General features: G+C 41.6%; 22 protein-coding genes. 14 read left to right on the plus strand and 8 right to left on the minus strand.

Features of this window, described 5'->3' with window-relative positions; translation table 11 throughout:
• Positions 1-1,065, minus strand: coding sequence for a peptide chain release factor 1 (prfA, locus tag PIECOFPK_RS03190; protein ID WP_330975579.1), 1,065 nt, complete (start codon positions 1,063-1,065; stop codon positions 1-3).
• Positions 1,066-1,116: 51 nt separating this feature from the next.
• Between prfA and PIECOFPK_RS03195 the strand changes: the two genes are divergently transcribed.
• The gene (locus tag PIECOFPK_RS03195; protein ID WP_330975580.1) at positions 1,117-2,238 is read left to right on the plus strand and encodes an amidohydrolase family protein; all 1,122 of its coding nucleotides are present in this window, start codon (positions 1,117-1,119) and stop codon (positions 2,236-2,238) included.
• A 9-nt stretch (positions 2,239-2,247) separates the two neighbouring features.
• Here the strand turns inward: PIECOFPK_RS03195 and recO are convergent, their stop codons facing one another.
• Both recO and PIECOFPK_RS03205 read right to left on the minus strand, forming a co-directional pair.
• Complete coding sequence (recO, locus tag PIECOFPK_RS03200; RefSeq protein ID WP_409966495.1) at positions 2,248-3,006, minus strand: DNA repair protein RecO; 759 nt, start codon at positions 3,004-3,006, stop codon at positions 2,248-2,250.
• Positions 3,007-3,041: 35 nt separating this feature from the next.
• The gene (locus tag PIECOFPK_RS03205) at positions 3,042-3,764 is read right to left on the minus strand and encodes a head GIN domain-containing protein (protein WP_330975582.1); all 723 of its coding nucleotides are present in this window, start codon (positions 3,762-3,764) and stop codon (positions 3,042-3,044) included.
• 148 nt (positions 3,765-3,912) lie between these two features.
• Between PIECOFPK_RS03205 and guaA the strand changes: the two genes are divergently transcribed.
• Entirely contained in the window at positions 3,913-5,445 is a 1,533-nt protein-coding gene (guaA, locus tag PIECOFPK_RS03210; protein WP_330975583.1) for a glutamine-hydrolyzing GMP synthase, read from the plus strand.
• A gap of 93 nt (positions 5,446-5,538) precedes the next feature.
• The gene (locus tag PIECOFPK_RS03215) at positions 5,539-6,702 is read left to right on the plus strand and encodes an ABC transporter substrate-binding protein (protein WP_409966496.1); all 1,164 of its coding nucleotides are present in this window, start codon (positions 5,539-5,541) and stop codon (positions 6,700-6,702) included.
• Positions 6,703-6,740: 38 nt separating this feature from the next.
• Here PIECOFPK_RS03215 and PIECOFPK_RS03220 read toward each other — a convergent pair whose 3' ends face one another.
• Positions 6,741-7,346 carry a hypothetical protein gene (locus PIECOFPK_RS03220; protein WP_330975585.1) on the minus strand — a complete coding sequence of 202 codons (606 nt, stop codon included), beginning with the start codon at positions 7,344-7,346 and terminating at the stop codon, positions 6,741-6,743.
• A 98-nt stretch (positions 7,347-7,444) separates the two neighbouring features.
• Here PIECOFPK_RS03220 and PIECOFPK_RS03225 point away from each other — a divergent pair, with 98 nt between their 5' ends.
• From PIECOFPK_RS03225 to PIECOFPK_RS03255, 7 genes are all read left to right on the plus strand, one after another.
• Positions 7,445-8,965 carry a lipopolysaccharide biosynthesis protein gene (locus tag PIECOFPK_RS03225; RefSeq protein ID WP_330975586.1) on the plus strand — a complete coding sequence of 507 codons (1,521 nt, stop codon included), beginning with the start codon at positions 7,445-7,447 and terminating at the stop codon, positions 8,963-8,965.
• Between the two features lie 145 nt (positions 8,966-9,110).
• A complete protein-coding gene (locus PIECOFPK_RS03230; RefSeq protein WP_330975587.1) occupies positions 9,111-9,512 on the plus strand; it encodes a MerC domain-containing protein in 402 nt (133 codons plus the stop codon).
• A 12-nt stretch (positions 9,513-9,524) separates the two neighbouring features.
• Positions 9,525-9,950 carry a YybH family protein gene (locus tag PIECOFPK_RS03235; protein ID WP_330975588.1) on the plus strand — a complete coding sequence of 142 codons (426 nt, stop codon included), beginning with the start codon at positions 9,525-9,527 and terminating at the stop codon, positions 9,948-9,950.
• A gap of 359 nt (positions 9,951-10,309) precedes the next feature.
• A complete protein-coding gene (rimP, locus tag PIECOFPK_RS03240) occupies positions 10,310-10,837 on the plus strand; it encodes a ribosome assembly cofactor RimP (RefSeq protein WP_330975589.1) in 528 nt (175 codons plus the stop codon).
• A 48-nt stretch (positions 10,838-10,885) separates the two neighbouring features.
• The gene (gene nusA / locus PIECOFPK_RS03245) at positions 10,886-12,133 is read left to right on the plus strand and encodes a transcription termination factor NusA (protein ID WP_409966497.1); all 1,248 of its coding nucleotides are present in this window, start codon (positions 10,886-10,888) and stop codon (positions 12,131-12,133) included.
• A 59-nt stretch (positions 12,134-12,192) separates the two neighbouring features.
• Positions 12,193-15,063, plus strand: a complete 2,871-nt coding sequence (gene infB / locus PIECOFPK_RS03250) for a translation initiation factor IF-2 (protein ID WP_409966498.1) — start codon at positions 12,193-12,195, stop codon at positions 15,061-15,063.
• A gap of 108 nt (positions 15,064-15,171) precedes the next feature.
• Positions 15,172-16,557, plus strand: a complete 1,386-nt coding sequence (locus PIECOFPK_RS03255) for a peptidylprolyl isomerase (RefSeq protein WP_330975592.1) — start codon at positions 15,172-15,174, stop codon at positions 16,555-16,557.
• 46 nt (positions 16,558-16,603) lie between these two features.
• On the opposite strand, the gene PIECOFPK_RS03260 is transcribed toward PIECOFPK_RS03255, so the two are convergent.
• A complete protein-coding gene (locus PIECOFPK_RS03260) occupies positions 16,604-17,560 on the minus strand; it encodes a lipid A-modifier LpxR family protein (protein WP_330975593.1) in 957 nt (318 codons plus the stop codon).
• Positions 17,561-17,653: 93 nt separating this feature from the next.
• A complete protein-coding gene (gene recR, locus PIECOFPK_RS03265) occupies positions 17,654-18,271 on the minus strand; it encodes a recombination mediator RecR (RefSeq protein ID WP_409966499.1) in 618 nt (205 codons plus the stop codon).
• Between the two features lie 88 nt (positions 18,272-18,359).
• On the opposite strand from recR, the gene PIECOFPK_RS03270 reads away from it, so the two are divergent.
• Entirely contained in the window at positions 18,360-19,769 is a 1,410-nt protein-coding gene (locus tag PIECOFPK_RS03270; protein ID WP_330975595.1) for an Ig-like domain-containing domain, read from the plus strand.
• Positions 19,770-19,795: 26 nt separating this feature from the next.
• Here PIECOFPK_RS03270 and PIECOFPK_RS03275 read toward each other — a convergent pair whose 3' ends face one another.
• The gene (locus tag PIECOFPK_RS03275) at positions 19,796-20,497 is read right to left on the minus strand and encodes a tetratricopeptide repeat protein (RefSeq protein WP_330975596.1); all 702 of its coding nucleotides are present in this window, start codon (positions 20,495-20,497) and stop codon (positions 19,796-19,798) included.
• 75 nt (positions 20,498-20,572) lie between these two features.
• Between PIECOFPK_RS03275 and PIECOFPK_RS03280 the strand changes: the two genes are divergently transcribed.
• Positions 20,573-21,592 carry a COX15/CtaA family protein gene (locus tag PIECOFPK_RS03280; RefSeq protein WP_330975597.1) on the plus strand — a complete coding sequence of 340 codons (1,020 nt, stop codon included), beginning with the start codon at positions 20,573-20,575 and terminating at the stop codon, positions 21,590-21,592.
• Between the two features lie 55 nt (positions 21,593-21,647).
• Here the strand turns inward: PIECOFPK_RS03280 and PIECOFPK_RS03285 are convergent, their stop codons facing one another.
• Entirely contained in the window at positions 21,648-22,274 is a 627-nt protein-coding gene (locus PIECOFPK_RS03285; RefSeq protein ID WP_330975598.1) for a DUF4332 domain-containing protein, read from the minus strand.
• 256 nt (positions 22,275-22,530) lie between these two features.
• Here PIECOFPK_RS03285 and PIECOFPK_RS03290 point away from each other — a divergent pair, with 256 nt between their 5' ends.
• Both PIECOFPK_RS03290 and PIECOFPK_RS03295 read left to right on the plus strand, forming a co-directional pair.
• Positions 22,531-23,175, plus strand: coding sequence for a ThuA domain-containing protein (locus PIECOFPK_RS03290; RefSeq protein ID WP_330975599.1), 645 nt, complete (start codon positions 22,531-22,533; stop codon positions 23,173-23,175).
• A gap of 190 nt (positions 23,176-23,365) precedes the next feature.
• On the plus strand, positions 23,366-24,907 hold the full coding sequence (locus PIECOFPK_RS03295; RefSeq protein ID WP_409966500.1) for an alkaline phosphatase family protein: 1,542 nt from the start codon (positions 23,366-23,368) through the stop codon (positions 24,905-24,907).
• Positions 24,908-24,915 lie beyond the last annotated feature (8 nt).

The raw sequence follows: 24,915 nt of genomic DNA on the forward strand, positions 1-24,915 counted from the left end.
TTATTGCTGCTTAGCCAGTTTCTCTGAGTTTTCGACAAATTGCAATCTGTCGATAAACTCCTGCAAATCGCCGTTCATTACTGCATCCAAATTGTATGAAGTATAATTGATGCGGTGATCGGTGACACGACCCTGCGGATAGTTGTAAGTGCGAATTTTAGCGCTTCGGTCACCGGTGCTTACCAAGCTTTTACGATGTCTTGCAATTTCTTCTTCCTGCTTGCGTACCTGCTCTTCATATAGTTTGGTACGAAGCATCTGCATCGCTTTTTCCCTATTGGCCAGCTGGGTGCGTTCGGTTTGGCATACCACTACGGTTCCGGTAGGAATGTGGGTAAGCATTACCTTAGTTTCTACCTTGTTTACGTTTTGACCACCGGCACCGCCGCTTCGGGCTGTTTCCATCTTCACGTCGCTTTCCTTCAGCTCAAAATCGATCTCATCTGCCTCAGGCATTACGGCTACTGTAGCAGCTGAAGTATGTACACGTCCTTGTGTTTCGGTTTCAGGTACACGCTGTACGCGATGTACACCACTTTCGAATTTTAAAGTACCATAAACATCATCTCCTACTACTTCCAATTGAACCTCTTTATACCCTCCTACTGTACCTTCGTTTTCGCTGAGGATGGCAGTTTTGAATCCCTGTTTTTCGCAGTATTTGATATACATGCGTAACAGGTCGCCTGCAAATAGGCTCGCCTCATCGCCACCGGTTCCGGCACGAATTTCGATAATCACGTTCTTCTCATCCTGAGGATCTTTAGGAATGAGTAATTGGCGTATAGTAGCTTCCATTTGCTCTTTCCGTTCCATCAGGTCGGCTGTTTCCAGCTTGGCTAGCTCCCGCAGTTCTTCATCGTCTCCGTTCAGAGCCTCTTTATTAAACTCAATATCGTCGAGTAACTTTTTATATTCGTTGTATGCGTTTACTATTTTTTCTAGGCTACGATACTCCTTGCTGGTTGCTGCAAATTTTTTATTGTCACTCACAATTTCTGGGTTCGTCAATGCAATTGCCAGCTGGTCGTACTTGGCCTTTATAGCTTCTAGTCTATCTAACATGTTAATCTCTTACTTTTACAGAAGGGGAGCAAAGTTAAATTATTTTATAAGATGCGTTTTAATAAGTTATCGGCAAAGCAATTGTTTGACGGATACCGTATCCGGGAGAATAGTGTGCTGATATTAAAAGATGACGGAGCCGTGGAGAATATTGTGAGCCTTGAAGAGGCCGGAGACGATGTACAGGAAGTTGAGGGAGTTTTAACACCGGGATTTGTAAATTGTCATTGTCATTTGGAACTCAGTCATTTAAAGGGCGCTATTCCAGAGCAGACCGGTCTTACCGGATTTCTATTACAAATTATGCAAAAAAGAGTTTTTCCGGAAGAAACCATCTTACAAGCCATTGTTGATGCTGAGCAGGAAATGCAAGAAAGTGGTATTGTAGCTGTCGGCGATATCTGCAATACTACACACACTTTAACCCAGAAGCAAAAAAACAACCTGTATTACCACAACTTCGTGGAGGCTATGGGAGCCCAACCTGCTGCGGCAGATAGAAATTTCGGAATTTATAAAAGTGTATATCGCATTTTTTCCGATCACTTCAGTATGGACCGGGTATCACTTACCCCCCATGCTCCTTATTCTATGTCGGATGCATTATGGGAAAAGCTCATGAGTTTTCCGCAAAACGGAATCTTGAGCATACATAATCAGGAAACGGAAGCAGAAAACCTCTGGTTTGAACAGAAAACTGGAGCTTTTGAGCAATTCTTCAAGGCTCTGGGAATGGAAATGGATTTTTTCAAGCCTTCTGGAAAAACCAGTTTGCAAACCTATCTGCACCATTTTCGCCCCGGGCATCGGGTAATACTGGTTCATAATGTATACACAAGTCCCAGTGATATTGCGTTTGTCCATCAGGCGGGGACCGATGTGTTTTGGTGCTTATGCCCTCATGCCAATTTTTATATCAGTCGTATGCTGCCGCCTGTGGAGCTATTAATGCAAAACAATTGTAATATCGTATTGGGTACGGATAGCCTTGCCTCGAATCATCAACTAAGTATTGCGGCAGAAATAAAATTATTGCAACAATATTTTCCGGCCATCCCTCTAGAGAACATGCTGCAGTGGGCAACGCTTAATGGTGCTAGAGCATTAAAAATCGACCATCAGTATGGCAGTTTCGAGAAAGGAAAGAAGCCGGGTATAGCAGTTTTTAAATAATCAAAAGGGTTAGGCCATGAGCTCTTTTAACACGGGCAGGGTCTTCATTTTTCCGAAGTTTTGTAGGTGCAGACTGTAATAATATTCCATGGCGTCGAGTATCTGGCGGCGGATTTGCGCATTGGCGTTAATTTCTGCAAGTTCTTGTGGGTGTCGCGTCTGTAACAGTTCGGCGAGAACCAGGGCACTTTTTCTTTCCAGGTACCGGCTGTGAAAGACTGTTTCGGTGGTGAAGCACCCCTCTTCAATGTCAAATAACATACGGTCGCTTTGCAAAACTTCGGGTGTGGCACTACGTGGGGAAAACCCGAAGAAGGCCGTTAAATGGGTAGCAAAAAAAACGGGAAAATTAGCCATTACCTTATCGGTGCAGCTATCCAGTAATAGCAGACAGTCTTCCATAAATCCAAAAAGACCATAGTTGCTTTCTGGCTGGTGAAGACATTTGGAAAGCAGCTCAATCATATAAGCTGCCACGCCGTTTTTCAGCACATCGGTAAAGACATTTTGGTACATGTAAGACCATCTGTACTCCTTCACACGGTTCAGCTGCTTAAACTCGTTGTGATAAACCTCCATATCGAGTATTGCCCCCGGCTGAAAAAAAGCCGCTTTATTGGCCCCTTTTTTGGAAGTCGTTCTGATTCCGTTTAGCAAATAGGATTGCAGTCCAAATAACTCAGTATATACAGCAACAATAAGGCTGGTCTCTCCGTACTTTACGTTTCGTAATACAATACCCTTCGTCTTGTGAATTTTATCTGTCACTCCCGATGAAAATTAAAGCACAAATATCAATGGGGCTAATTGTCTTTACTTACACTACTGGCGCCGGTGGAATTAGCGGTAATTTTAGGATTGCCTCTATATTTAATGCTGCTGGCTCCTGTAGCGTCGGCTTTCAAAGACACGCTGCTGAATAATCTTATGGTACTGGCCCCGGTAGCAGTTGCCTTTCCACTTTCGGCCAGCAGGTTAAAAGCATTAATGGTTGAGGCCCCTACTGCTTCGGCAATAATATCGCGGCATTCTCCCTCGGCATGGATGGTGCTGGCTCCGGTAACTTCAATATCCACAATCGGGGCTTTAACAAGAAGGTTACCACTGGATGCGCCAGATAGTTCTACTTCTAGTTTTTGATCCTGTATAAATTTATTTTCGGTATGTAGTTGAGAGGCTCCGGACAAAGAGATTTTGTCTAACAAAGGCATCGTTATGTATATCTTAATTTCATCTGTAGGGGATAAACTGACGTTGTCTTTGTTTTCCACAATCAGTTTGTTTCCGTCTTTAACCTGCACTTCAATCCAGTTAAAAAGGTTTTCGTCCGTTTCAATACGTACACTATAAGCCGAATCCTGTCTCAGGAACACCTTCATGGCATTTTCCACTTCCACTGACGAAAAGTTTTTATAGGTATAAGTTTTGGAAGTGATGTTTCCATCGCCCTTAATACGACGTGTATTGACAACATTACAGGAACTGATGAGCAGCGCTGTAATTACAAAAATGCTTAAGTATTTCATGTGTTGTGTTTTTTAAATTAGCCGAAATAACATTGATTCGGCGGGTTTATTAAAACGGATATTTGAATATGTTCTTCTTCATATCCGATTGATGGCTCCCAAATTTCTGTCCCCTCAAAAACCTAAATTGTATTACCTTCGCCGCATTATGACGGAAAGAATACTTATTCTGGATTTTGGCTCACAATATACCCAATTAATTGCCCGTGCTGTAAGAGAGGCAAATGTCTATTGCGAAATTATCCCTTATTCAAAACCTTTCGAAATCGATAGCAATTTAAAGGGAATTATTCTTTCCGGCTCGCCATTTTCGGTAAATGATCAAAATGCTCCCGCGATTAGCGTAAAAGATCTAGTGAAAAAGCTGCCTGTGCTGGGTATTTGTTACGGAGCACAGCTGACGGCAAAAACCTATGGAGGTCGTGTGGAGAAAAGTAGTAAGCGAGAATACGGAAGGGCATCGATGATTGTGCAGAATGAAACTGACGTATTACTGAAAGGCATCAGCCCCAAAAGTCAGGTATGGATGAGCCATGGCGACAGCATTTTGGAGCTTCCTGAGGGCTTTGAAGTGCTGGCAACAACAGAAAGTATTCCGGTTGCTGCATTTAAATGCAATGAAGAAAACCCGTTATATGGCTTACAGTTCCATCCCGAAGTATACCACAGTACTGAGGGAAAACAAATCATTAAGAACTTTTTGGTGAATATCTGCGGATGTAGTCAAGACTGGACGCCCGCCCACTTTATTACTGATACGGTGGCGCGCCTGAAAGAGCAAATTGGCAACCGCAAAGTTATTATGGCTTTAAGCGGTGGTGTGGACAGCACTGTGGCTGCAACCCTTATTCATAAAGCTATTGGCGACAGGCTTCACGGCATATTTGTCGACAACGGTGTATTACGAAAAAATGAGTTTCAGGAGGTGCTGGATACCTACAAGCAGCTGGGGTTGAATGTAAAGGGGATAGATGCCAGTAAGCTATTTTATAAAGAACTGAAAGGTAATCCCGAGCCTGAAGCAAAACGTAAAATCATCGGCCGCCTTTTTATTGAAGTCTTTCAGGAAGAGGCCAATAAAATAGAGGGCATCGAATTGTTAGGACAGGGTACTATTTATCCTGATGTAATAGAAAGTGTTTCCGTACATGGTCCTTCTGTAACCATCAAATCGCACCACAATGTGGGTGGCTTGCCGGAAAAAATGCACCTAGAACTAGTAGAACCTTTACGTTACTTATTTAAGGACGAAGTAAGAAAAGTGGGGCGCGAACTGGGTATTCCTTCTAACTTAATAGACAGACATCCTTTCCCCGGTCCCGGTTTGGCTATACGCATTTTAGGTGAGGTAACTGAGGAAAAAGTAAAATTACTACAAGAAGCCGATCACATTTATATCAATGCACTGAAAGAAACAGGGCTTTATGCAACCGTTTGGCAGGCAGGAGCTATCTTATTACCTGTAAAAAGCGTAGGTGTGATGGGTGATGAGCGTACTTATGAGTATACCGTTGCGCTGCGCGCCGTTACCAGTGTGGATGGGATGACAGCAGATTGGGCGCATCTCCCCTACGATTTTCTGGCTGATGTAAGTAATGCCATTATTAATAATGTACGTGGCATCAACCGGGTAGTATATGATATCAGCAGTAAGCCCCCGGCCACTATAGAATGGGAGTAGGCTATTTTTGGTATCTTCAGTCAGTTCGGAATAATATTTGTTCATAGTCCATTCATCATATGTAAATGATGATTTTGACTTAAAACAATATAAATGAAGAGACTATTCAGTGTTGCAATTGCCTTATTGGCTGGTTTGTTTGCCATTGCCCAAGCTCCGTCAACCACCCGGCATAAAATGGCCATTTTTACACCCCTCTATCTAGATGAGGCTTTTGACGCAGCTGGAAACTATAAATATTCCGGAAAGAACTTTCCTACACAATCCATTAAAGGGTTGGAGTTTTATCACGGGGTTTTGCTGGCAATCGACTCGTTGAATAAACAAAATATTCCGCTGGATGTATACGTGTACGACACCAAATCTTCAAGAGAAACCATAGAGCAGCAATTCAGTAAATGTGCAGCTGACGGTGTGGAGCTTATCCTCGCCAATTGTACAATAGCAGAACTGTCTAAGCTGGCAAGATTAGGTGCTGATAAGAAGATAACTGTATTGAATGCTACTGTACCCAACGATGCCAATACTTCTGATAACCCCTATTTTTTAGTGCTGAATCCTACCTTACAAACACAGATTGAAGGATTGTATAATTATCTTAAAAGTAATTATGCGGGAAAGGAGATAACGTTTATTACCCGCAATATGCAGTCTGAAAAATATATAAAAGATGCATTCGAAAAGCTGAATAAATATTACAATGAGGCTGTTAAGCTGAAGTTCAGGCCGGTGAATGACGAAATTGCTTTAAAGGCTTTGGGTACGACCACACAACCCACACAGGCAGGAGTGTATGTAGTAGGTTCGCTTGATACCGAATTTGGACACAATGTGTTGAAACAATTTGCTACCAACAGTAATAATTATGCTTCCTTAACCGTTATTGGCATGCCTACCTGGGAAAATCTTAAATTGTCAAGTAACGATTATAAGGGAGTGGAAATAATTTACAGCACCCCTTTTTATCACGCGGGTAATAATCCGGCTGCTAAAGCCATCGTGGATTATTACAATAAAAAAATGTATGCACGTCCCAGTGATTTAGTCTTTAGAGCATATGGACTTACTTATCGTTTCGGAAAGTTGTTGAACCAATACGGAAAAGATATCAATAATAACTTGGCCGCTAAAATCGAATCAGTGTTCTTCGATTTCGATATACAACCTGTGTATTTGAACGGCAAGATTCGCAACTACGAGAATAAAAAACTATACTTTCTGAAATATAAAGACGGAAATCTTATAGCAGTTAATTAATTCATTGAGGGTATAATTACCGCAAGTTTTGAAATAGGTTATTGCTGTTTTTTAAGATCTTCAACAAGCATTTTTTGTGAATTAACGATTTTTTGCTGCGCCTCTACTTTTGCTTTATGTGCAGCAAGTTTTTCTTCTAACTCCTGTTGTTGCTTGCGCAATTCAAACAGCTTTTCTTCTTCCTCCACCAATAACAACTCTTGTTTTTTGATTGCTGCAATGGTATTACTGCGTTTTACATCGGCAGACATGTTTTCCAGAAAAGTTTTAGCACGGGTGGCCAGCTGTCCTATACCTTCTATGTCGCCACTGCCATGCATTATCATGTAGAGTGTGGTTTTTTTAGCATTGCTGTTACCAGTTTCTTCCAACTTAAAGTAATAATCCAGCTTGCTTTTACTGATGTCGGGTAATACAACATCTGGGTATTCGTAAAAACCTAATTTATTCAATGTTCCGTTGAGTTGCTTATCGGTTAGTTTGGCAATAAGAGCGCTTTCTACAATTTTTTGCGGGTAATCGTAGGTCATCACAATGGCTGGTTCCTCTTCTTTTCCGTATTTTACTTTTCCTTCATAAGCCTGAGCATAGGCATAGGCCGAAACCATTACACATGTTGTGATAAGCGCCAGTTGTTTAATCATAATAATGCTTGACGGTTAAAGATATAACTTTTGCAAAGGTATATTAACTCTATGTTTTATTTTAAGTAGTTTAAATTTGCACGAATAATTTTTTACTCTTGAGCGGAATTAAGAAACTAGCAGGACAAACAATCTGGTATGGCGTAAGTTCTATTGCCGCTAGGTTTATTAATTACCTACTCACACCTTATCTTACTTACAAGTTCACTACCGGTGAGTATGGGCAGATGAGTGTGCTGTATGCTTTCATCCCTTTTATGAATGTGATTTTTACTTATGGGATGGAAACCGGTTTTTTCCGATTCTCGCAAACCGATGATAAGGATAAGGTATATAGTACTTCCAGTTTGTCCTTAATTTATTCTACACTTACATTAACCCTACTACTGATTGCTTTTAATAAGCCGCTTTCTCGATTGTTGGAATTTGCTGATCGCTCTGAATATTTAGTGCTTACTGCAGGTATTATAGCATTAGATGCGCTTACAACCATTCCTTTTGCCAAACTGCGTCTGGATGGGCGTCCTATCAAATTCGCTGTGGTAAAACTGGTTGGTATATTTGTGAATATCGGGGCTACTTTTTTCTTTTTAAGTTATTTTCCCGATTGGGCTAAGCAGAATAGCCAGAATGTTTTCAGCCATCTATATCAGAAAGACTGGGCTGTGGGTTATATCTTAGTGGCCAATCTCATTCAGAATATCGTAGTCTTTCTATTATTGTCGAAGGAGTTTTGGAGTATTCAATTTAAGTTTGACAGACGCCTGTGGCGTGAGATGATGGTTTATAGTCTGCCACTCATTATTGTGGGGTTGGGGGGTATGGTCAATGAAACGGCCGACCGCATTATGCTTTTGAGATGGTGGAAACCCGATGGGGCTTCGGGCGATGCCGCAGAACAGGTGGGTATTTATTCTGCATGTTACAAACTGGCCATTCTTATTACATTGGGTATTCAGGCTTTCAGGATGGGGGCCGAACCTTTCTTCTTTAAACAGTCTACCAGTGAAAATGCACCTCGTATCTATGCTCGTGTGATGAAATTTTTTGTGATTACGGTATGTCTGATGTTTTTGTTTGTGATGCTGTATCTTGATATCTGGAAACATTTTATTCAAAACCCCGCTATGTGGGCTGGATTGAAAGTAGTGCCCATTCTGTTGCTAGCTAATATGTTCCTGGGTATTTATTACAATCTCAGCATCTGGTACAAACTAGGCAACAAAACATTGGCGGGGGCTTACATTACATTGATAGGAGCGGCAATTACCATACTTATTAATTACCTCTTTATACCAAGGTATGGATATATCGCCTGCGCCTGGGCTACTTTTGCCTGTTATGGTACGATGATGGTAATTTCGTATGTATGGGGGCAAAAACATTATCGCATCCCGTATGCCACTAAAAAATTGTGTGCATATATACTGATTGCCGTATTGTTTCAAATATTACATCATTATGCCACAGCAAGCATAAGCTTAGCATGGGTGAATTACACGATCGCTACCATATTACTGCTACTATATTTCTTTTTTATACTAAATGTAGAGCGCAAAGAATTTGCGCAGCTTCCGGTTGTTGGCAAATTTTTGAGTAGACGCACTCAGGCTGAGTAATTTGCTATTATATCTAGCCATAAACAAATAAGGTTTTTAGCTGTTTATTATGAGCATTATTTCTGGGTATCTCTTATATCGTTTAGTAAACTAAAGGATTCTAAAAATTTGCAACATTGTTGCTTTTTTAGTACTTTTGTACACTATGAAGCCGAAGATAAATTGGGATGCGCTGGGAATTACGACTTCTATTCTTTGTGCCATACATTGTGCCATTCTTCCGTTGTTTTTGGTAACACTGCCTTTGTTCGGCATCAATATAGTCGATAATGTTGTTTTTGAAATTGGTATGATTGTGCTGGCCTTTGGAATAGGGTGTTATGCGCTGTGGCATGGATACAAGTGGCATCATCACAATAGGCTACCACTGGTACTTTTTTGTGTGGGAATGATTTGTCTGATTCTCAAGCAAATCTTTATAGAGTATCATATTATATTACTAATTCCAGCTGTAATTGGGCTGGTTGCGGCGCATTGGTTCAACTATAAGCTCTGTCGAAGGCATAATCATGCACATGCCGATGATTGCAACCACGATCACTATTAAACATTATCTCTCATGAGGTTGAAAATCATTTTTTTAATAATTCTCTTAGGAGGTAGTTTTACCCTTTTAGCCCAGCGAAATGAAAATGCTATCAGGCAGTTGTTGTCCAAGCAAACCGAATGCTGGAATAAGGGTGATATTGAAGGATTTATGCAAACCTATTGGCAAAGCGATTCGCTACTCTACGTAGGTAAGAGTGGCGTTACTTACGGTTGGCATCGCACACTGGAGCGTTATAAAAAATCTTATCCCGACAGAGCGGCCATGGGCACCCTGCAGTTTACCATTATTAAAGTACAGCAACTTTCCTCTAAAATGTACAATGTAGTGGGCAAATGGCAACTGACGAGAGTATCAGGTAATGTTGAAGGGCACTACACATTGTTGCTCCGAAAAATTAACGGCAAATGGCTAATAGTACAGGATCACTCCAGCTAATTAATCTTTAATTTCTTCAAAATCAATGTATTCTCCAACCTGTGAGGATGTTGTGCGATTATTTTTATTTTGTGGAGGAGGGGTGAAATGTTCCTGGTTTTGGGAAGACATATTTTTAAATTGTCTTCTAATTTGTTTGGTGGTTTTATATATCGGCCAAATAACTTTTACGGACAGATTGTAAAAGAAGTACAAAAAAATTCCCAGTAAAAGATAACCTAAAACACCCATGCGTAATATTTTTCCGAATTTCTTTCTTTTATATGGTAAACGGGTGAAAGGTAGAAATGTTTTAGGAAATAGCCAGAACTTATAAAATTATCCTTAAATCAGCTTTTTTCGGAGGAAAATCCATAACTTTGCCCGAGATTTTGGGAAAAGGGAACGGTGGCGTTCCCTTCTTTATTTTTCAGTATTGTTGCATGGAAATTGTAATAACTAAGATTGAACAAAAAATACAGGAGCTCTTACAAGACTATCCCGACCATTTTTTGGTAGAAATAAAAATCAAGCCCACCAATAATGTAAAAGTATTTATTGATGGTGATAAAGGTGTAGGTATTGATGACTTGGTAAAATATAACAGAGCTTTGTATAAGGAATTAGAAGAAGAACAGCTTTTTCCCGATGGCGATTTTTCACTGGAGGTATCATCCCCCGGAATAGGTGAACCGCTGAAATTGCATCGACAATACCTAAAGAATGTAGGTAGATATGTAGAGGTAGTAAAGAATGATGGCACCAAGGTAGAAGGCGTATTAGAAGCCGTTGACGACAATCAAATAACCGTATCGGAAACAAAAGGAAAAGGGAAAAAAGCAGAAAAGATAATCCATCATATTTCTTTTCAGGAAATAAAATCAACTCAAGTTCAAATTAAATTTTAACCGGCTTCCCTTAGAAAGGAAGTCCCAAAGCTTAAATTATGAATTGCTATGGCAAGTATTAATCTTATAGAGGCGTTCCAGGAATTTAAAGACGCTGAAAACATTGACAGACCCACTATGATGAAAGTAGTGGAAGATGTTTTTAAGACATTGCTCCGTAAGAAATACGGTAGTGATGAAAACTTCGACGTTATTGTAAACGCCGAAAAAGGCGACCTGGAAATAGTACGCCATCGTACTATTGTGGAAGATGGACAAGTGGTAGACCCGCTCAAGCAAGTTGCCTATTCCGAAGCCATTAAGCTGGAACCAGATTATGAGATAGGAGAAGATCTTTACGAAGAAATAGATTTGGTAGATTTTGGACGCAGAGCAATTCTGGCTGCTAAACAAACTCTTGCCGGCCGTATCAGCGACCTGAAAAAGAGCGTACTGGCCAAAAAATACGAAGACAGAATTGGTGAAATCGTCAGCGCCGAAGTATACCAAGTATGGAAAAAAGAAATTTTACTACTTGACGAAGAAGGCAATGAATTAATTCTTCCCAAAAGTGAGCAGATACCTCAAGACTATTTCAAAAAGGGTGAAACCATTCGTGCAGTAGTAGTGCGGGTGGATTTGAAAAATAACAACCCCGTAATTATTTTGTCCCGAACTTCACCCCAATTCCTAGCAAAACTGCTCGAAATAGAAGTACCAGAGATCTTCGACGGACTGATCACCATAAAGAAGATTGTACGCGAACCAGGTGAAAGAGCGAAGGTGGCTGTAGAATCCTACGACGATAGAATCGATCCCGTAGGTGCCTGTGTGGGGATGAAAGGTAGCCGCATACATGGCATCGTTCGCGAATTGAAAAATGAAAATATCGATGTTATTAACTGGACAAATAATATCCAGTTATTGATACAAAGAGCGCTAACGCCTGCTAAGATTAGCAGCATGAATATCGATACCGAGAAAAAGCGCGCAAGCATCTATTTGAAACCCGATCAGGTTTCGCTGGCCATCGGTAAACGCGGCGCTAACATTAAGCTAGCGTCTGAACTTACCGGATACGAACTGGATGTGTACAGAGAAAGCGAGGATGAAGAAGAAGAGTTTGATGTGGATCTGGAAGAATTCAGTGATGAAATAGATGGCTGGGTAATTGATGCACTAAAGAGAATCGGTTGTGACACCGCACGCAGTGTGATGAGAATGACTCCCGATGAATTAGAAAAAAGAGCGGATCTGGAAAAAGAAACCGTAGCAGAAATTAGAAGAATTTTACAAGAAGAGCTGGATAAAGAGTAGCCTTTTGCCAAAGGCGGTCGTTATACATAGGTGCAGAATGGTAAATTAAAAGCGCCCTAATGGGCAAACCAGAGAGAATTTATATGTCAGAGATTAAACTTCCAAGATTATTACAAGCAGCCAAAGAGTTCAATATTGGGCAGGATACACTTATTGAGTATCTTGTAAGCAAAGGCTTTTCCCGTGATGAGCTGAAACCTTCAACTAGGCTCACTCAGGAGATGTACGAATCTTTACAGGAAGCTTTCCACAGTGATAAAGCAGCCAAAATCAAGAGTAGTCAGGTAGACCTTCCCAAGGGTATTGGCAGCGAAGCAAGAAAGCGTAAAGAAGAAGCAAAAGCTGCTACTCCTACGGTAAAAAAAGAGCCTGAAAAAGCTCCTGAACCACCGGCTGTAACACCTCCGCCACCACCACCGGTTGTGGAAGTACAACCCGAGCCCCCACAACAGGAAACAAAAGAGGAGGAAGCTCCTGCCCCTGCCCCTGCTCCGGAGGAAAAAGAAGAAAAGAAAGTAATTAAGCTAGGTGTACCGGGCATTGAAGGACCAAAAATTCTGGACAAGATTGATCTTTCTGCTATAGAAAGGTCTACGCGCCCTAAGAAAGCTGCAAAATCCAAACAGCAGGAAGAAAAGCCGGAAGCTAAAGCGCCCAAAGAAAAGGTTGAACCTCAACCAGCTACTCCTGCACCACCGCCGTTGGCTCCAACACAGCAGGCAGAAGAGGAAAAACCCACAACACCTCCGGAACCCGAAATCACTAAAATTAAAGCAGAGAAAATAGAGGGACCGAAGATTTTGGGTAAAATTGAACTGCCGGTAGATAATGATACAAGACCTAAGAGAGAGGAAAAACGCAAACGCAAGCGTATTCCAATAGAGAAAAAAGAGGTAAAAACGGATACTGCTGCTAAGAAGGGCTTCCATGGTGGGTCCCGAGGCGATCACCATCGTAAGGAGCATTTCAAAGACAGAAGGTCTTCTCATCATCACAAAGAAGAAAGACAAATCGACGAAAAAGAAATACAGGAAAAGATTCGTGAAACACAGGCCAAGCTAAGTGGAGCTGGTAATAAGCAGAAGGCATTAAGGGCTAAAGCGCGCCGAGAGCGTAGGAATGAGGCCGAATATGCCATGCACCAAGATGAAAAGAATAACCTGCTGCAAGTTACCGAGTTTATTAGTGTAAGCGAGCTGGCCAGCCTGATGGATGTAAGCTTTGCTGATGTAATCAGCAAATGTATGAGCTTGGGTATCATGGTGTCCATCAACCAAAGACTGGATGCAGAAGTGATAGAACTAGTAGCGGCTGAGTTTGGTTATGATGTAGAGTTCATCGATGTAGAAAAACAAATGGAGATTGAAGAAAGTGAGGCGGAAGAAGATGACAGCGATAATCTTAAACCTCGTAGTCCTATTGTAACCATCATGGGACACGTAGACCACGGTAAAACATCTTTGCTCGACTATATCCGCAATGCTAACGTGGTAGCCGGTGAAGCGGGGGGAATTACGCAGCACATCGGGGCGTATCGTGTAGAAGTAAGCCCTGGTAGAGAGATTACCTTCCTAGATACTCCTGGTCACGAAGCGTTTACCGCGATGCGTGCTCGTGGTGCTAAGGTTACCGATATTGCGGTAATCGTAATTGCTGCAGACGATGCGGTGATGCCTCAAACCCGAGAGGCTATCAGTCACGCTCAGGCAGCAGGTGTACCCATGATATTTGCTATCAACAAAATCGATAAAGATGGGGCCAACCCTACCAAAATTTATGAACAACTGGCGCAGATGAATATTCTGGTGGAAGAGTGGGGTGGTAAGTATCAGAGTCAGGAACTATCGGCCAAGAAAGGATTGAACGTAGATAAACTACTGGAAAAAATCTTGCTGGAAGCCGAAATGTTGGAGCTGAAAGCCAATCCTGACAGAGATGCTACCGGAACCATCATCGAAGCTACACTGGATAAAGGTCGTGGTTACGTGGCCACTGTACTGGTAGAGAACGGAACGCTGAGACAAGGGGATATTATTGTGAGTGGACAGTACTACGGTCGCGTAAAAGCCATGTTTAATGAAAGAAATAAAAAACTGGCCAGCGCCGGACCCTCATCTCCCGCAGTAGTATTAGGATTGAACGGTGCTCCACAAGCGGGTGAAAAATTCAAGGTTTATGAGGATGAATCCGAAGCAAAAAGTGTGGCCAATAGAAGAGCGCAGATTCTGCGTGAACAGGGAATGCGAACCCGCAAACACATTACCTTGGATGAAATTGGCCGTCGTCTGGCATTAGGCAACTTTAAGGAACTGAACGTAATCATTAAAGGTGATGTGGACGGTTCTGTAGAAGCGCTGAGCGACTCACTGCAAAAGCTTTCTACCGAAGAAATTGTAGTGAATGTGATTCACAAAGGGGTGGGTCAGATAAACGAAAGTGATATCGTACTGGCCGAGGCTTCAGATGCTATTGTAATCGGCTTTAATGTAAGACCTTCTGCACAGGCAGCCCGACAGGCTGAAAATGCGGGTATCGAAATCAAGACATACTCCGTGATCTATAACGCCATCGAGGAAGTGAAGAGTGCAATGGAAGGTATGCTGGAGCCTACCGTAAAAGAAAGGGTTACGGCTAATGTAGAGGTTCGCGAAGTATTCAAGTTCGACAAAGCTACTGTGGCCGGATGTTATGTGCTGGACGGTAAGCTGAAACGCGATAACAAAGTGCGGTTAATTCGCGACGGTATTGTGATTTACCCGGTAGGTGAAAATGCGGTGGCAGAACTGGCTTCACTGAAACGCTTTAAAGATGATGCTAAGGAAGTGTTGATGGGTATGGAGTGTGGTCTTACCATCAAGAACTATAATGATATAAAGGTGGGCGACGTTATCGAAGCTTACGAACTGGAAGAAGTGAAAAGAACGCTATAAAACTATAGTAGGCAGTAATTGAAAAAGTTGCTGCCTGCTATTATCAAACTTTTGTTAAATGGCATCAACGGCTTCTTTATTGCAGTTGCCCTGATTAATTTTGAATATATGATCAAGTATTTATTTACTGGCGTACTGGCTTTTGCTATAAGTTTTGCTGCAATGGCGCAAGGTGCTTCCCAGAAGGTGGTGATTGATAAAATCGTAGGGGCTGTAGGGGATCGCATAGTATTGCAGTCTGATGTTCAGAACGATATCATCGACTTTTATCTGAGAGCCGGTCAGGAACCGCCACCTGATGCCGCCTGTCAAATATTGGAAGAAAAACTGATCTCCAAAATACTAGCACTGCAAGCCGAGCGAGACTCGCTGCCAGTGAGTGATGATGAAGTAGAGGCCAATATGGATATGCGTATCAGAAGCTGGGTAATGCAGTTTGGTAGTATCGAGGCAGTGGAAGAAATCGCCGGTAAAAGTATTTATCAGTTTAAGGACGAAATGCGTCCGAAAATTAAAGAGCAGATGCTGGCACAGGCTATGCATCGCAAGATTGTAGAAAACGTACACATTACACCTACTGAGGTAAAAGCCTTCTTCGACAGGGTACCTCCAGATAGTGTCCCCTTCATCGAATCGCAAATGGAGGTAGGACAAATTAATATCTATCCCAAAGCTGCAAAAGAAGTAGAAGATTATATTTATAATGAAATGATGAACTACCGCCGGCAGATCGAAGCCGGTACGCTATCTTTTGCGGAGGCAGCTAAAAGATTCTCTGAAGATCCAGGAAGTAAGGATCGTGGCGGAGAGTATGAAGTAAACAGAAACGATAAGGATCAGTGGGATCCCGTATTCCTTTCTACCATATTCCGTCTAAAGGCTGGAGAAATTTCACTCCCTGTAAAATCCAACAAGTTCGGTTTCTTTCTTATTAAGGTAGAAAGCCGCAGAGGTGACAATGCCAAAGTGAGAATGATATTGCGCGTTCCTCCTGTTACCCCTACTGAACTGAATGCGGCAAAAGCTAAATTGGATTCGGTAAGAAATGATATTCTCGCCGGAAAAATATCTTTCAAAGATGCAGCCTATAAATACAGTGAAGATGAGGCTGTAAAAAGTTATGGTCCATATGTGTTGGATTCCGATGGTTCTACTTTTGTAACCCTAGATCAACTACCTGACCGAGATATGGTGCGTATTGTAGGTAATATGAAAGTAGGCGAATATTCCGAACCACACGAGTTTACCAATAGTCAGGGTAAAAAAGGTGTACGCATCATTTACCTGAAATCTCGTACCGATGCGCACCGCATGAATCTGCAGGATGACTATAGCAAGATAGCAGATATGGCGTTGGCACAAAAAAGAAGTCAGGTAGTGGATGATTGGCTGGCCAAAAGAATCCCCACTTATTATGTATTGGTGGATAAAGAGGCCGCGAATCAATGCGAAAACCTGAAAAAATATCAGGTTACGGATGAAAAAGGTTTTTAATAATCAAGGCTGCGTAACATGGGTATCTCCGTTCTTATTTCAACAATTACCAAAGTAATGCAGCCTGTATACTTCCGTAGACTTGAGGTGATTTTTGTGTAAGCGATTGCCTACTTTCATATACGAAGGAGGCACCCAGATTAAATTTATTTCCTGCATACATAATTCCGCATCGGCTGTTTAGAAACAGCGGATTGAGTTTTCCTTCTATAGCCTCCGGGCTTCGCTTGAACATCCCGCCCTGCACCGTGGCATCGTATGCCTTCAGATATAAAACAGGATACAGATATAAAAATAGTTCCCGATCCTGCTTGCCAAAGCCCCTGTGATTATACCAGAAAGCTGATGTACTGTTAGAATGGATTTTTCCATAGATAAGTGCGCCTCCTATTCCTATATGGTTAAACAAATTTCCGGCCGTTGCAGAAAGCTGCGGCTTCAACTCCAGATGGGGATGGATGTTGGGTTTTCCGATCTGTGGAGACCAGGTAATATCGGCCGTGAATCCAAAGGCATTTTGGAGTTGTAGCTCCCAATAAGTAGGTTTGTAGATTTGCACCACGCGGTGTACAAAAGACTGCACTTCTTTTCCAAAAGCATGAGGTCCTACAACTCCAACACCGATACCCCACTGCAATAACCTTTCTTTTTCGTTATACAGTTTCTGATGATAGTCCGCGAATAAATAGCCGGTAATGGGCCGATCCAGATTTTCTTTACGAGGTTCACCGGAAAATCGAGAGGTATAGATATTTTGTCCCATCCGCAAGGCTTGCACCCTGTTTGCGTTTCTTTTCTCGGGTCGATGAAGGTACCATTGATAAGAGATATTTACGCCATTAGTGTAATACCCATCATTATCTGCCGAGATCATCCCGTCATTCTCTGTCACGATAAGCACTTGTCGTGACAGGGGCTCCTGTGCGTGTATGCTAGAGGGAAAGAAACTGCCTGCAGACAGTATCACAGAGGTGTAGCAGTAGATTTGGCAGGACAGGTTCATACTCTAAAAAGGGCAGTCATTATATTATGGCAAGTTTGTATAACAATTATAACAAGAATTACCGAAAGGTAAAGCATTAGAGATGAAGCGACTCTAGCGGTTCATATAATTTTCTACTGGCAATCTGTTTTGAAGACTGCGACCGAGTGTAAGCTCGTCTGCATACTCCAACTCACCGCCAAAAGCAATACCCCGGGCAATTGTAGTTATACGAATATCTTTTCCGCTAAGTTTTTTCTGAATGTAGTAAATAGTGGTATCTCCCTGTATATTAGGATTTAGGGCAAAGATAATTTCCTCGATTTTTTCTTCTGCTACCCTTTGCAGCAATGCTTCAATATTCAGGTCATCGGGTCCTATACCATCCAAGGGAGATATAATACCGCCCAGTACATGATACACACCGTTGTATTGCTGTGTATTTTCTATTGCAATAACGTCTCTGATATTTTCCACTACACAGATAGTCTGTTGTTGGCGGAAGGTATTACTACAGATGCTGCATAAATCTTCATCAGCCACGTTAAAGCAACGCTTACAGAAGCGGATTTCCCGACGCATATGAGCTATAGCATTGGTGAACTGCAGCACAGCTTCCGTATCTTGCTTCAGCAAGTGCAACACCAAACGCAATGCAGTTTTTTTCCCGATACCAGGCAGTCGGGAAAACTCATTGACGGCAGCTTCCAGTAAAGCAGATGAAAATTGCATCGCACAAAGATAAACCGTGCTTGCTAATGGAAAATTAAAAAATGAAAAATTCAGAATCTTCTTGCTTAAAACGTTTTATGTTTGCTATATGCAAATAAAGGGCTTTCTCTGTTTTATATTGATTATAAGCTGCACCGCGGTTTTGTTATTGGTGGAGTCGGGCTGTGCCAATGTGGTGCCACCTTCCGGAGGACCAAGAGACACCATTCCGCCCACCATCGTTTCGGTGGATCCGCCTCATGAAACAACAAACTTTAATGCCAAAGAGATAAAGATCGTTTTTGATGAATATGTCGAATTGAACGATGTGTACAAAAATCTGCTAATTTCTCCCCTTCCCAAGGTAATGCCTGAGGTAACCCGTAAGCTCAAAACTGTAACCGTAAAAATCAAAGACACTCTTACCCCCAATACTACATACGTGTACAATTTTGCACGAGTAATTAAAGATGTGAATGAAGGCAATCCCGCAAAAGATCTGCTATACGTGGTTTCTACAGGTAATTATTTCGATTCTTTGCAGCTGAGCGGTAATGTAAAAATGGCTCGTACAGGAAAGGCCGATAGCACACTGGTGGTAATGCTGCATAGTAATATGGATGACAGTGCAGTGGTACAGGAACGACCCCGATATATAACGAGGGTGGATACATCGGGTACATTTTTCTTCCGCTATCTGGCTCCAGGCACTTATCGTATTTATGCGCTGAAAGATGAAAGCGGCTCTTATTTGTACAACGGTGAGCAAATTTTTGCTTTTGCCGATTCTCCGGTGGTAGTGAGTGCTACTCCTCCCGAGCCTATTCAGCTATGGGCCTATGCTCCGGAAAAGAAAAAAGAGGATGCTACCGATGCCGCTGTTGAAATAAATAAAAAAGAGAAACGCCTGAAATTTACAACCAACCTAGATGCCTCCAAACAAGACATCCTTAAAGCATTTGAAATGAAGTTTGAAAGTCCTCTGAAAAACTTCGATAGCAGCAAAATAGCGGTGAGCATAGGTTCGGATTTTCAGCCTTTTCGAGATTATAAATTAACCTTAGACAGTACGCGTAGGCTCCTAACCATGAACGTGCAGTGGCTGCAGGATACCACCTATAATCTGGTATTGCAAAAAGATTTTGCTTCAGATAGTCTGGATAGGCAACTGTTGAAAGCCGATACGATAACTTTCACCACCAAAGCGCAGAAAGATTACGGTCAGGTGCGAATAACATTTGTAAATCTTGATTTATCCAAGAATCCATTGTTATTGTTGAACCAAGGAGAGCAAACTAAATATTCGTTTCCGCTAACCGGCGATGTGTTTCAGATGCAGTATTGCGTGCCCGGAGAGTACGATATGGAAATAGTATACGATACCAATCAGAATGGAAAGTGGGACCCTGGGGAGTTTTTTGTTGAAAAGCGACAACCCGAAATGGTCACGCATCTGGATAGAAAGTTGGTCGTAAAAGCAGATTGGGAAACAGAGTTTGAAATAAAACTGGCCAAATAATCTACTATTTGGCCAGTTCGCTTTATTTATCCGGGGATTCTGGAGATATATTTTCCTATTTCTTTCAGTTGATCTACAATTTGAACGGTAGTAGGCTTGCAGGCTTTGGCTTTTCTGTAAAAATCTTTTGCAGCACGAAACTCTCTTTTATTCATCATAATGCTGCACATCTGTAAATAAGCTGCAGCTTCGTTTTCCTTATCCGGCAATCCTTTTCTGATAGCCTGACGAATATAGCTTTCGGCTTGTTTTAGATTGCCTTTCTGCATAGCCAACATTCCCATTTGGAGCATACTAGCGCCTTCCGCTTCCTTCATAGGAATACCCAGATCTAAACCTTTTTTCATCATCGCTTCTGCACTGTCAAAATCCTGTTTGCTCATAGCAATATTGCCTTTGAGCGTGTAATACACAGAGCGGATGGGTTTGTATAACAGATTAGGGAACTTAATCGAGTTTAAAATCTTTTCAGCACCTTCCAAATCACCGTTTTCCATATATTCCTGTATCAGGCGTAGCGGCCCAAAGAAAAAATGTCCAAAAATGAGAATAGCCCCTATAAAATAGAGTGGAAATGCAGGCCAGAAGCCGGCTCCATAGTTTGTAACGCCGCCCAGTAACAGTAACACGATACCAATAGTCAATCTGTATCTTATCAAAAAGTTGTACGCTTTCATTTCAGTAAAATATTTGGGTGGCAAAGATACGGGTTCTGAGTTAAGCAGCATATTTCCGGAATTAACGCAGAACATAGGATAGAAATATGCTTTTATAGCCGTTTAGCCATAATTTTGCAGGCAACCATGGATATCAAAAAAAACAAGCCTGTAGCTATATGGTTGTTTATAGGTGCGGGCATGATTATAATACAGATATTGCTGGGAGGTATTACCAGACTTACCGGCAGCGGTCTTTCTATTACCGAGTGGCAACCTATTTTAGGTGCTCTTCCGCCAATGAATGAACGTGACTGGAATGAAGCCTTTGAGAAATACAAGCAAATCGCTCAGTATAAATACATTCACAATTATTTCACCTTAGAAGATTTTAAATTTATTTATTTCTGGGAATGGTTGCATCGCAACTGGGCTCGTTTTATGGGGGTTGTATTTATCATTCCATTTATATACTTCATATTTAAGAAAAGAATTGACCGGAGCATGCTGTGGCCTATGGTCGTACTTTTTCTGTTAGGCGCATTGCAAGGCCTGGTAGGGTGGATTATGGTGGCAAGTGGTATAGGAACAGATCGGGTGTATGTAAGCCACATTCGTCTAGCGGCTCATTTCATTGCTGCTTTGTTGCTGCTGGTGTATGTAGTATGGTTTGCACTCAAGATTTCTGTACCTGAGTATAAAAAGGAGTTTATTCCATCTGTACGCAATTTCACATGGATATTGTTGTTTATACTAACCATTCAGCTAGTATATGGAGCCTTCATGGCTGGAACACATGCTGCCAAGGCCGCCATTACCTGGCCGAGCATTAATGGAAAAATCATTCCTAACATGGAGGAAGGTGGCATCTTTCATAATCTACTTGCCATACAGTTTATTCACCGCGGGTTAGCTTATTTAATTACAATACTGATCATTTTTTATACTATACAGCTATATAGACAAAGCCGGGGCAGTTTTCTGTATAAAATGCGCAATTGGCCCTTGATTATTACACTGATACAAGTAGCTCTGGGCATCTTCACATTGGTGAAATACCTCACTCCCGCCAAGCTGTGGTTAGCTATCGTGCACCAATTTACAGGTATGCTGTTATTGCTATGTCTGGTGATTGCCTACTTCTACAGCGCCAAAATCAGAAGATAGTTAAAAAACCTTCTCAGCACTGCTGCAATACATGCCATAAGCAACTAAAGGAATTTTATTTTCCTTTGATAAGTGTTTTCTGTAGTGCTGCAAGTTCCTCCCAATTTCCTGCTGCTGCTAATTTTGCCTGCTTGGGCCAAGATTTAGGATCATGCATCTGATATTGTGTACCGGCAGCTTCCAAAATGGACTTTAATTTTTTAATGGTAGTTTTTCCTAATTCTTTATAGGTACTGATTCCCTCTGCTTCCAGCAATTTGGCTATTTTGGTTCCGATGCCTTCGATTTTGGTGAGATCATCTTTTTTCACAACTGCTTTTGCTTTTTTTGCTGCCGCTTTGGAAGTAGTGGATTTACGCGCTACTTTTTTAGCTGGTTTTTTGGAAGTAGTTGCTGTTGCTTCCTCAACCGTAATTACAGAGTTGTCTATGCCGAATTCTGGCTTATACACATAGGCTTGAGCAGCCCAGTCGTTGACCCAAGTGCCATTGTTCAGAAAGAAACGGTATTCATAGGTGCCAGGTTTTAACGCAACAGCAGCGGCTAAAGTGCCATCCGGTTGTACGGTAAGGCTGATGCCTTTTTCTAAATTCCATTCATTAAAATCGCCAAGTAAAATAGCTTCAGTAGCAGAACCTAAAGCCTCGGCGGGAAGTGTAAAAGTGACTGTTTTTGTTTTCATATCGATACTTAGTGACAAAATATGAGGAGTGTTTGTGTGGCAAAGATACTTAATAGTTCCGGGTCGGCCTGAATTTACAATCATAAGAAATAATGAATTGTGCAAAATAATTAATGAAGAATTGGTTATTTTAGTCAGCCTAAATCGAGTTCTCTAAATAAAGGTTATGACTAGAGGTTTTTTTTATACGATTGTTTGTATTGTAGCATTGCTTGCACTTGCTTTTCACAAAGTCTCAAAACCCAAGGTTTTGGTAATGATTAAAACGACTGGATTTTATCATCAGTCTATTCCTAAGGGGGTAGCAGCTATACAGAAACTGGGTAGAGAAAACGGATTTGATGTAGATGTGACCAAGGATGCTGAGGACTTTAATACACAAAATTTGAAACAGTATGCTGCAGTGATTTTTATGAGCACTACTGGAACGCTGTTTAATAATGAACAACGAGAGGCGTTTAAGAAGTACATTCAGTCCGGAGGAGGTTTTGTAGGGGTACATGCAGCCGCTGATACCGAATACGAATGGCCATGGTATAACAAACTGGTAGGTGCCTGGTTTTTAAACCATCCTCCACAACAGGTAGCTAAACTAATTGTGAAGGATCGAAATCATAAGTCTACACGTCATTTACCGGAAATCTGGGAAAGAAAAGACGAGTGGTACAACTATAAAGACATAAACCCAAATATTAAACCACTGATTCTATTAGATGAAACAAGCTATAAAGGTGGTGCTAATGGCGATTTTCATCCGATAGCTTGGTATCATGAATTTGAAGGAGGTCGCGCATTTTATACCGGCCTAGGACACACTGATGAATCTTACGAAGAACCTCTATTCCTGCAACACCTATTAGGCGGAATACAATACGCAATGGGAGTAAACAAGAAAAAGTAGATTTAGGAAGTTTCGAAAGTTTCGTAAGTCTTTCCAGTAGGTCCTTAATGAGTAAAATGAATAGACAACAGAATATATCGCTAATTGAAAACACTTAAGCAGCAGATAAAAAATATTTTGTATAAACCAAAACGTCTGTCTATTGCTATTATAGTTTTCACGGGAGTTACATAATATTAAACGAAAAATTATGCTAAAAGCCATTACACTTGTTCAGGTAGTTATCTTAAACCTATTATTTTTATTGCAAGGCAACGCACAAAATCAAGCTGCTTCTACTGAAATACGCACTTTATTGTTTTTCTTTGACGGATTGCGACCTGATTATATTACAGCTGATGATATGCCCAATTTATATGCGTTCAAGCAACAGGCTACTTATGGCACCCGCCATCATAGTGTATTTCCTACTGTAACCCGCCTGAACGCTTCCTCTTATGCCACTGGCAGCTACCCTAAAACACATGGTATAATGGGGAATGTGATTTTCATCCCTCAAGTAAGTACCAGCAAAACGCTTAATACCGGTAATGCAAAGGACCTGATGAAAGTGGCCGACGCTACTAATGGCAATTTGCTTACTACCGTATCACTAGCAGAGGTACTGGCATCTCATGGTAAAAACATGATGGTGTTCAGCTCGGGTTCCACAGGCCAGGCCTTGCTGCAGAATCATAAAGTAAAAGGAAATGGTATTATCAATACGGATATGATTCTGCCCGAATCGCTGAAAGAAAAAGTACATAAAGAATTGGGGCCTGCTCCGTCAAATAAACAACCGGATGAAGAGCGTCACCAGTGGGCAGTGGACGCACTTCTCAAATACGGCTTGGCACCCGATGGGCCTCAGGTAAGTGCTATTTGGTTGTCGGATCCGGATCATGCCGGCCATGCTAACGGCGTAGGGGTACCTCCAGTAAAAGCAGCACTTAAATCGGTTGACAGGCAATTTGGCAGAGTTATTTCAGAAATGAAAAACCGAGGATTGCTGGAGCGGTACAATATTATTATTTCAGTAGATCATGGTTTTGTAACCTATGTAGGAAAGAAATCACTTACAGAGTTTTTGATAGAAGAAGGATTTAAAAAGAGCAAAGAGTCTGACGATATTGTTGTAGCAGATGGGGCTTTATATCTGAAAGACAAAAATCCGGATACTATCCGCAAAATTGTGCAAGCACTGCAGCAACAGCCATGGGTAGGAGCCATATTCACTAAAGCTGCCAAGCCCGGCGATATGAAAGGTTGGGTAGAGGGAACGCTTTCTTTTGACGCGATTCACTGGAACCATCCGGAAAGAGCCGCAGATATTCTGGTAGACCGCAATTGGGACGATCGTGTAAACAGCGCAGGATATGCGGGAGCCGGATTTGCTAAGGGTGCCGGGGGGCACGGTGGATTAAGCCCTTATGAAGTAAAAATTCCGTTGATTGTTTCTGGTCCCAGTTTTAAGAAAATCAAGGAATACAATCTTCCTACATCTAATGTAGATATTACACCTACAGTACTGGCTTTGTACAACATTCCAGTACCAGCATCCATGGACGGAAGGGTGTTAGCGGATTTGATGGTAGGAAAAGCGCCATCTAAGAATAAAATAAAGGAAGAAACCATTTCTACCAAGGCTTCTTATGCCGGAGGAACTTACGAATTGCAACTAAAACAAACGAAATTCGGAAAATATCGTTATATTGATTACGCAAAAGTGATTAGAACTTCTTCATCTAAATAAGTTATATT

Source organism: Chitinophagaceae bacterium C216, from assembly GCA_028485475.2.
GTDB lineage: Bacteria > Bacteroidota > Bacteroidia > Chitinophagales > Chitinophagaceae > Niabella > Niabella composti.

Excerpts from the sequence above, each read along its gene's own strand:
- prfA (WP_330975579.1), bottom strand. The coding sequence starts at position 1,065 with ATGTTAGATAGACTAGAAGCTATAAAGGCCAAGTACGACCAGCTGGCA.
- PIECOFPK_RS03195 (WP_330975580.1), top strand. The coding sequence starts at position 1,117 with ATGCGTTTTAATAAGTTATCGGCAAAGCAATTGTTTGACGGATACCGT.
- PIECOFPK_RS03205 (WP_330975582.1), bottom strand. The coding sequence starts at position 3,764 with ATGAAATACTTAAGCATTTTTGTAATTACAGCGCTGCTCATCAGTTCC.
- guaA (WP_330975583.1), top strand. The coding sequence starts at position 3,913 with ATGACGGAAAGAATACTTATTCTGGATTTTGGCTCACAATATACCCAA.
- PIECOFPK_RS03215 (WP_409966496.1), top strand. The coding sequence starts at position 5,539 with ATGAAGAGACTATTCAGTGTTGCAATTGCCTTATTGGCTGGTTTGTTT.
- PIECOFPK_RS03220 (WP_330975585.1), bottom strand. The coding sequence starts at position 7,346 with ATGATTAAACAACTGGCGCTTATCACAACATGTGTAATGGTTTCGGCC.
- PIECOFPK_RS03230 (WP_330975587.1), top strand. The coding sequence starts at position 9,111 with ATGAAGCCGAAGATAAATTGGGATGCGCTGGGAATTACGACTTCTATT.
- PIECOFPK_RS03235 (WP_330975588.1), top strand. The coding sequence starts at position 9,525 with ATGAGGTTGAAAATCATTTTTTTAATAATTCTCTTAGGAGGTAGTTTT.
- nusA (WP_409966497.1), top strand. The coding sequence starts at position 10,886 with ATGGCAAGTATTAATCTTATAGAGGCGTTCCAGGAATTTAAAGACGCT.
- infB (WP_409966498.1), top strand. The coding sequence starts at position 12,193 with ATGGGCAAACCAGAGAGAATTTATATGTCAGAGATTAAACTTCCAAGA.
- PIECOFPK_RS03255 (WP_330975592.1), top strand. The coding sequence starts at position 15,172 with ATGATCAAGTATTTATTTACTGGCGTACTGGCTTTTGCTATAAGTTTT.
- PIECOFPK_RS03260 (WP_330975593.1), bottom strand. The coding sequence starts at position 17,560 with ATGAACCTGTCCTGCCAAATCTACTGCTACACCTCTGTGATACTGTCT.
- recR (WP_409966499.1), bottom strand. The coding sequence starts at position 18,271 with ATGCAATTTTCATCTGCTTTACTGGAAGCTGCCGTCAATGAGTTTTCC.
- PIECOFPK_RS03270 (WP_330975595.1), top strand. The coding sequence starts at position 18,360 with ATGCAAATAAAGGGCTTTCTCTGTTTTATATTGATTATAAGCTGCACC.
- PIECOFPK_RS03275 (WP_330975596.1), bottom strand. The coding sequence starts at position 20,497 with ATGCTGCTTAACTCAGAACCCGTATCTTTGCCACCCAAATATTTTACT.
- PIECOFPK_RS03280 (WP_330975597.1), top strand. The coding sequence starts at position 20,573 with ATGGATATCAAAAAAAACAAGCCTGTAGCTATATGGTTGTTTATAGGT.
- PIECOFPK_RS03285 (WP_330975598.1), bottom strand. The coding sequence starts at position 22,274 with ATGAAAACAAAAACAGTCACTTTTACACTTCCCGCCGAGGCTTTAGGT.
- PIECOFPK_RS03290 (WP_330975599.1), top strand. The coding sequence starts at position 22,531 with ATGATTAAAACGACTGGATTTTATCATCAGTCTATTCCTAAGGGGGTA.
- PIECOFPK_RS03295 (WP_409966500.1), top strand. The coding sequence starts at position 23,366 with ATGCTAAAAGCCATTACACTTGTTCAGGTAGTTATCTTAAACCTATTA.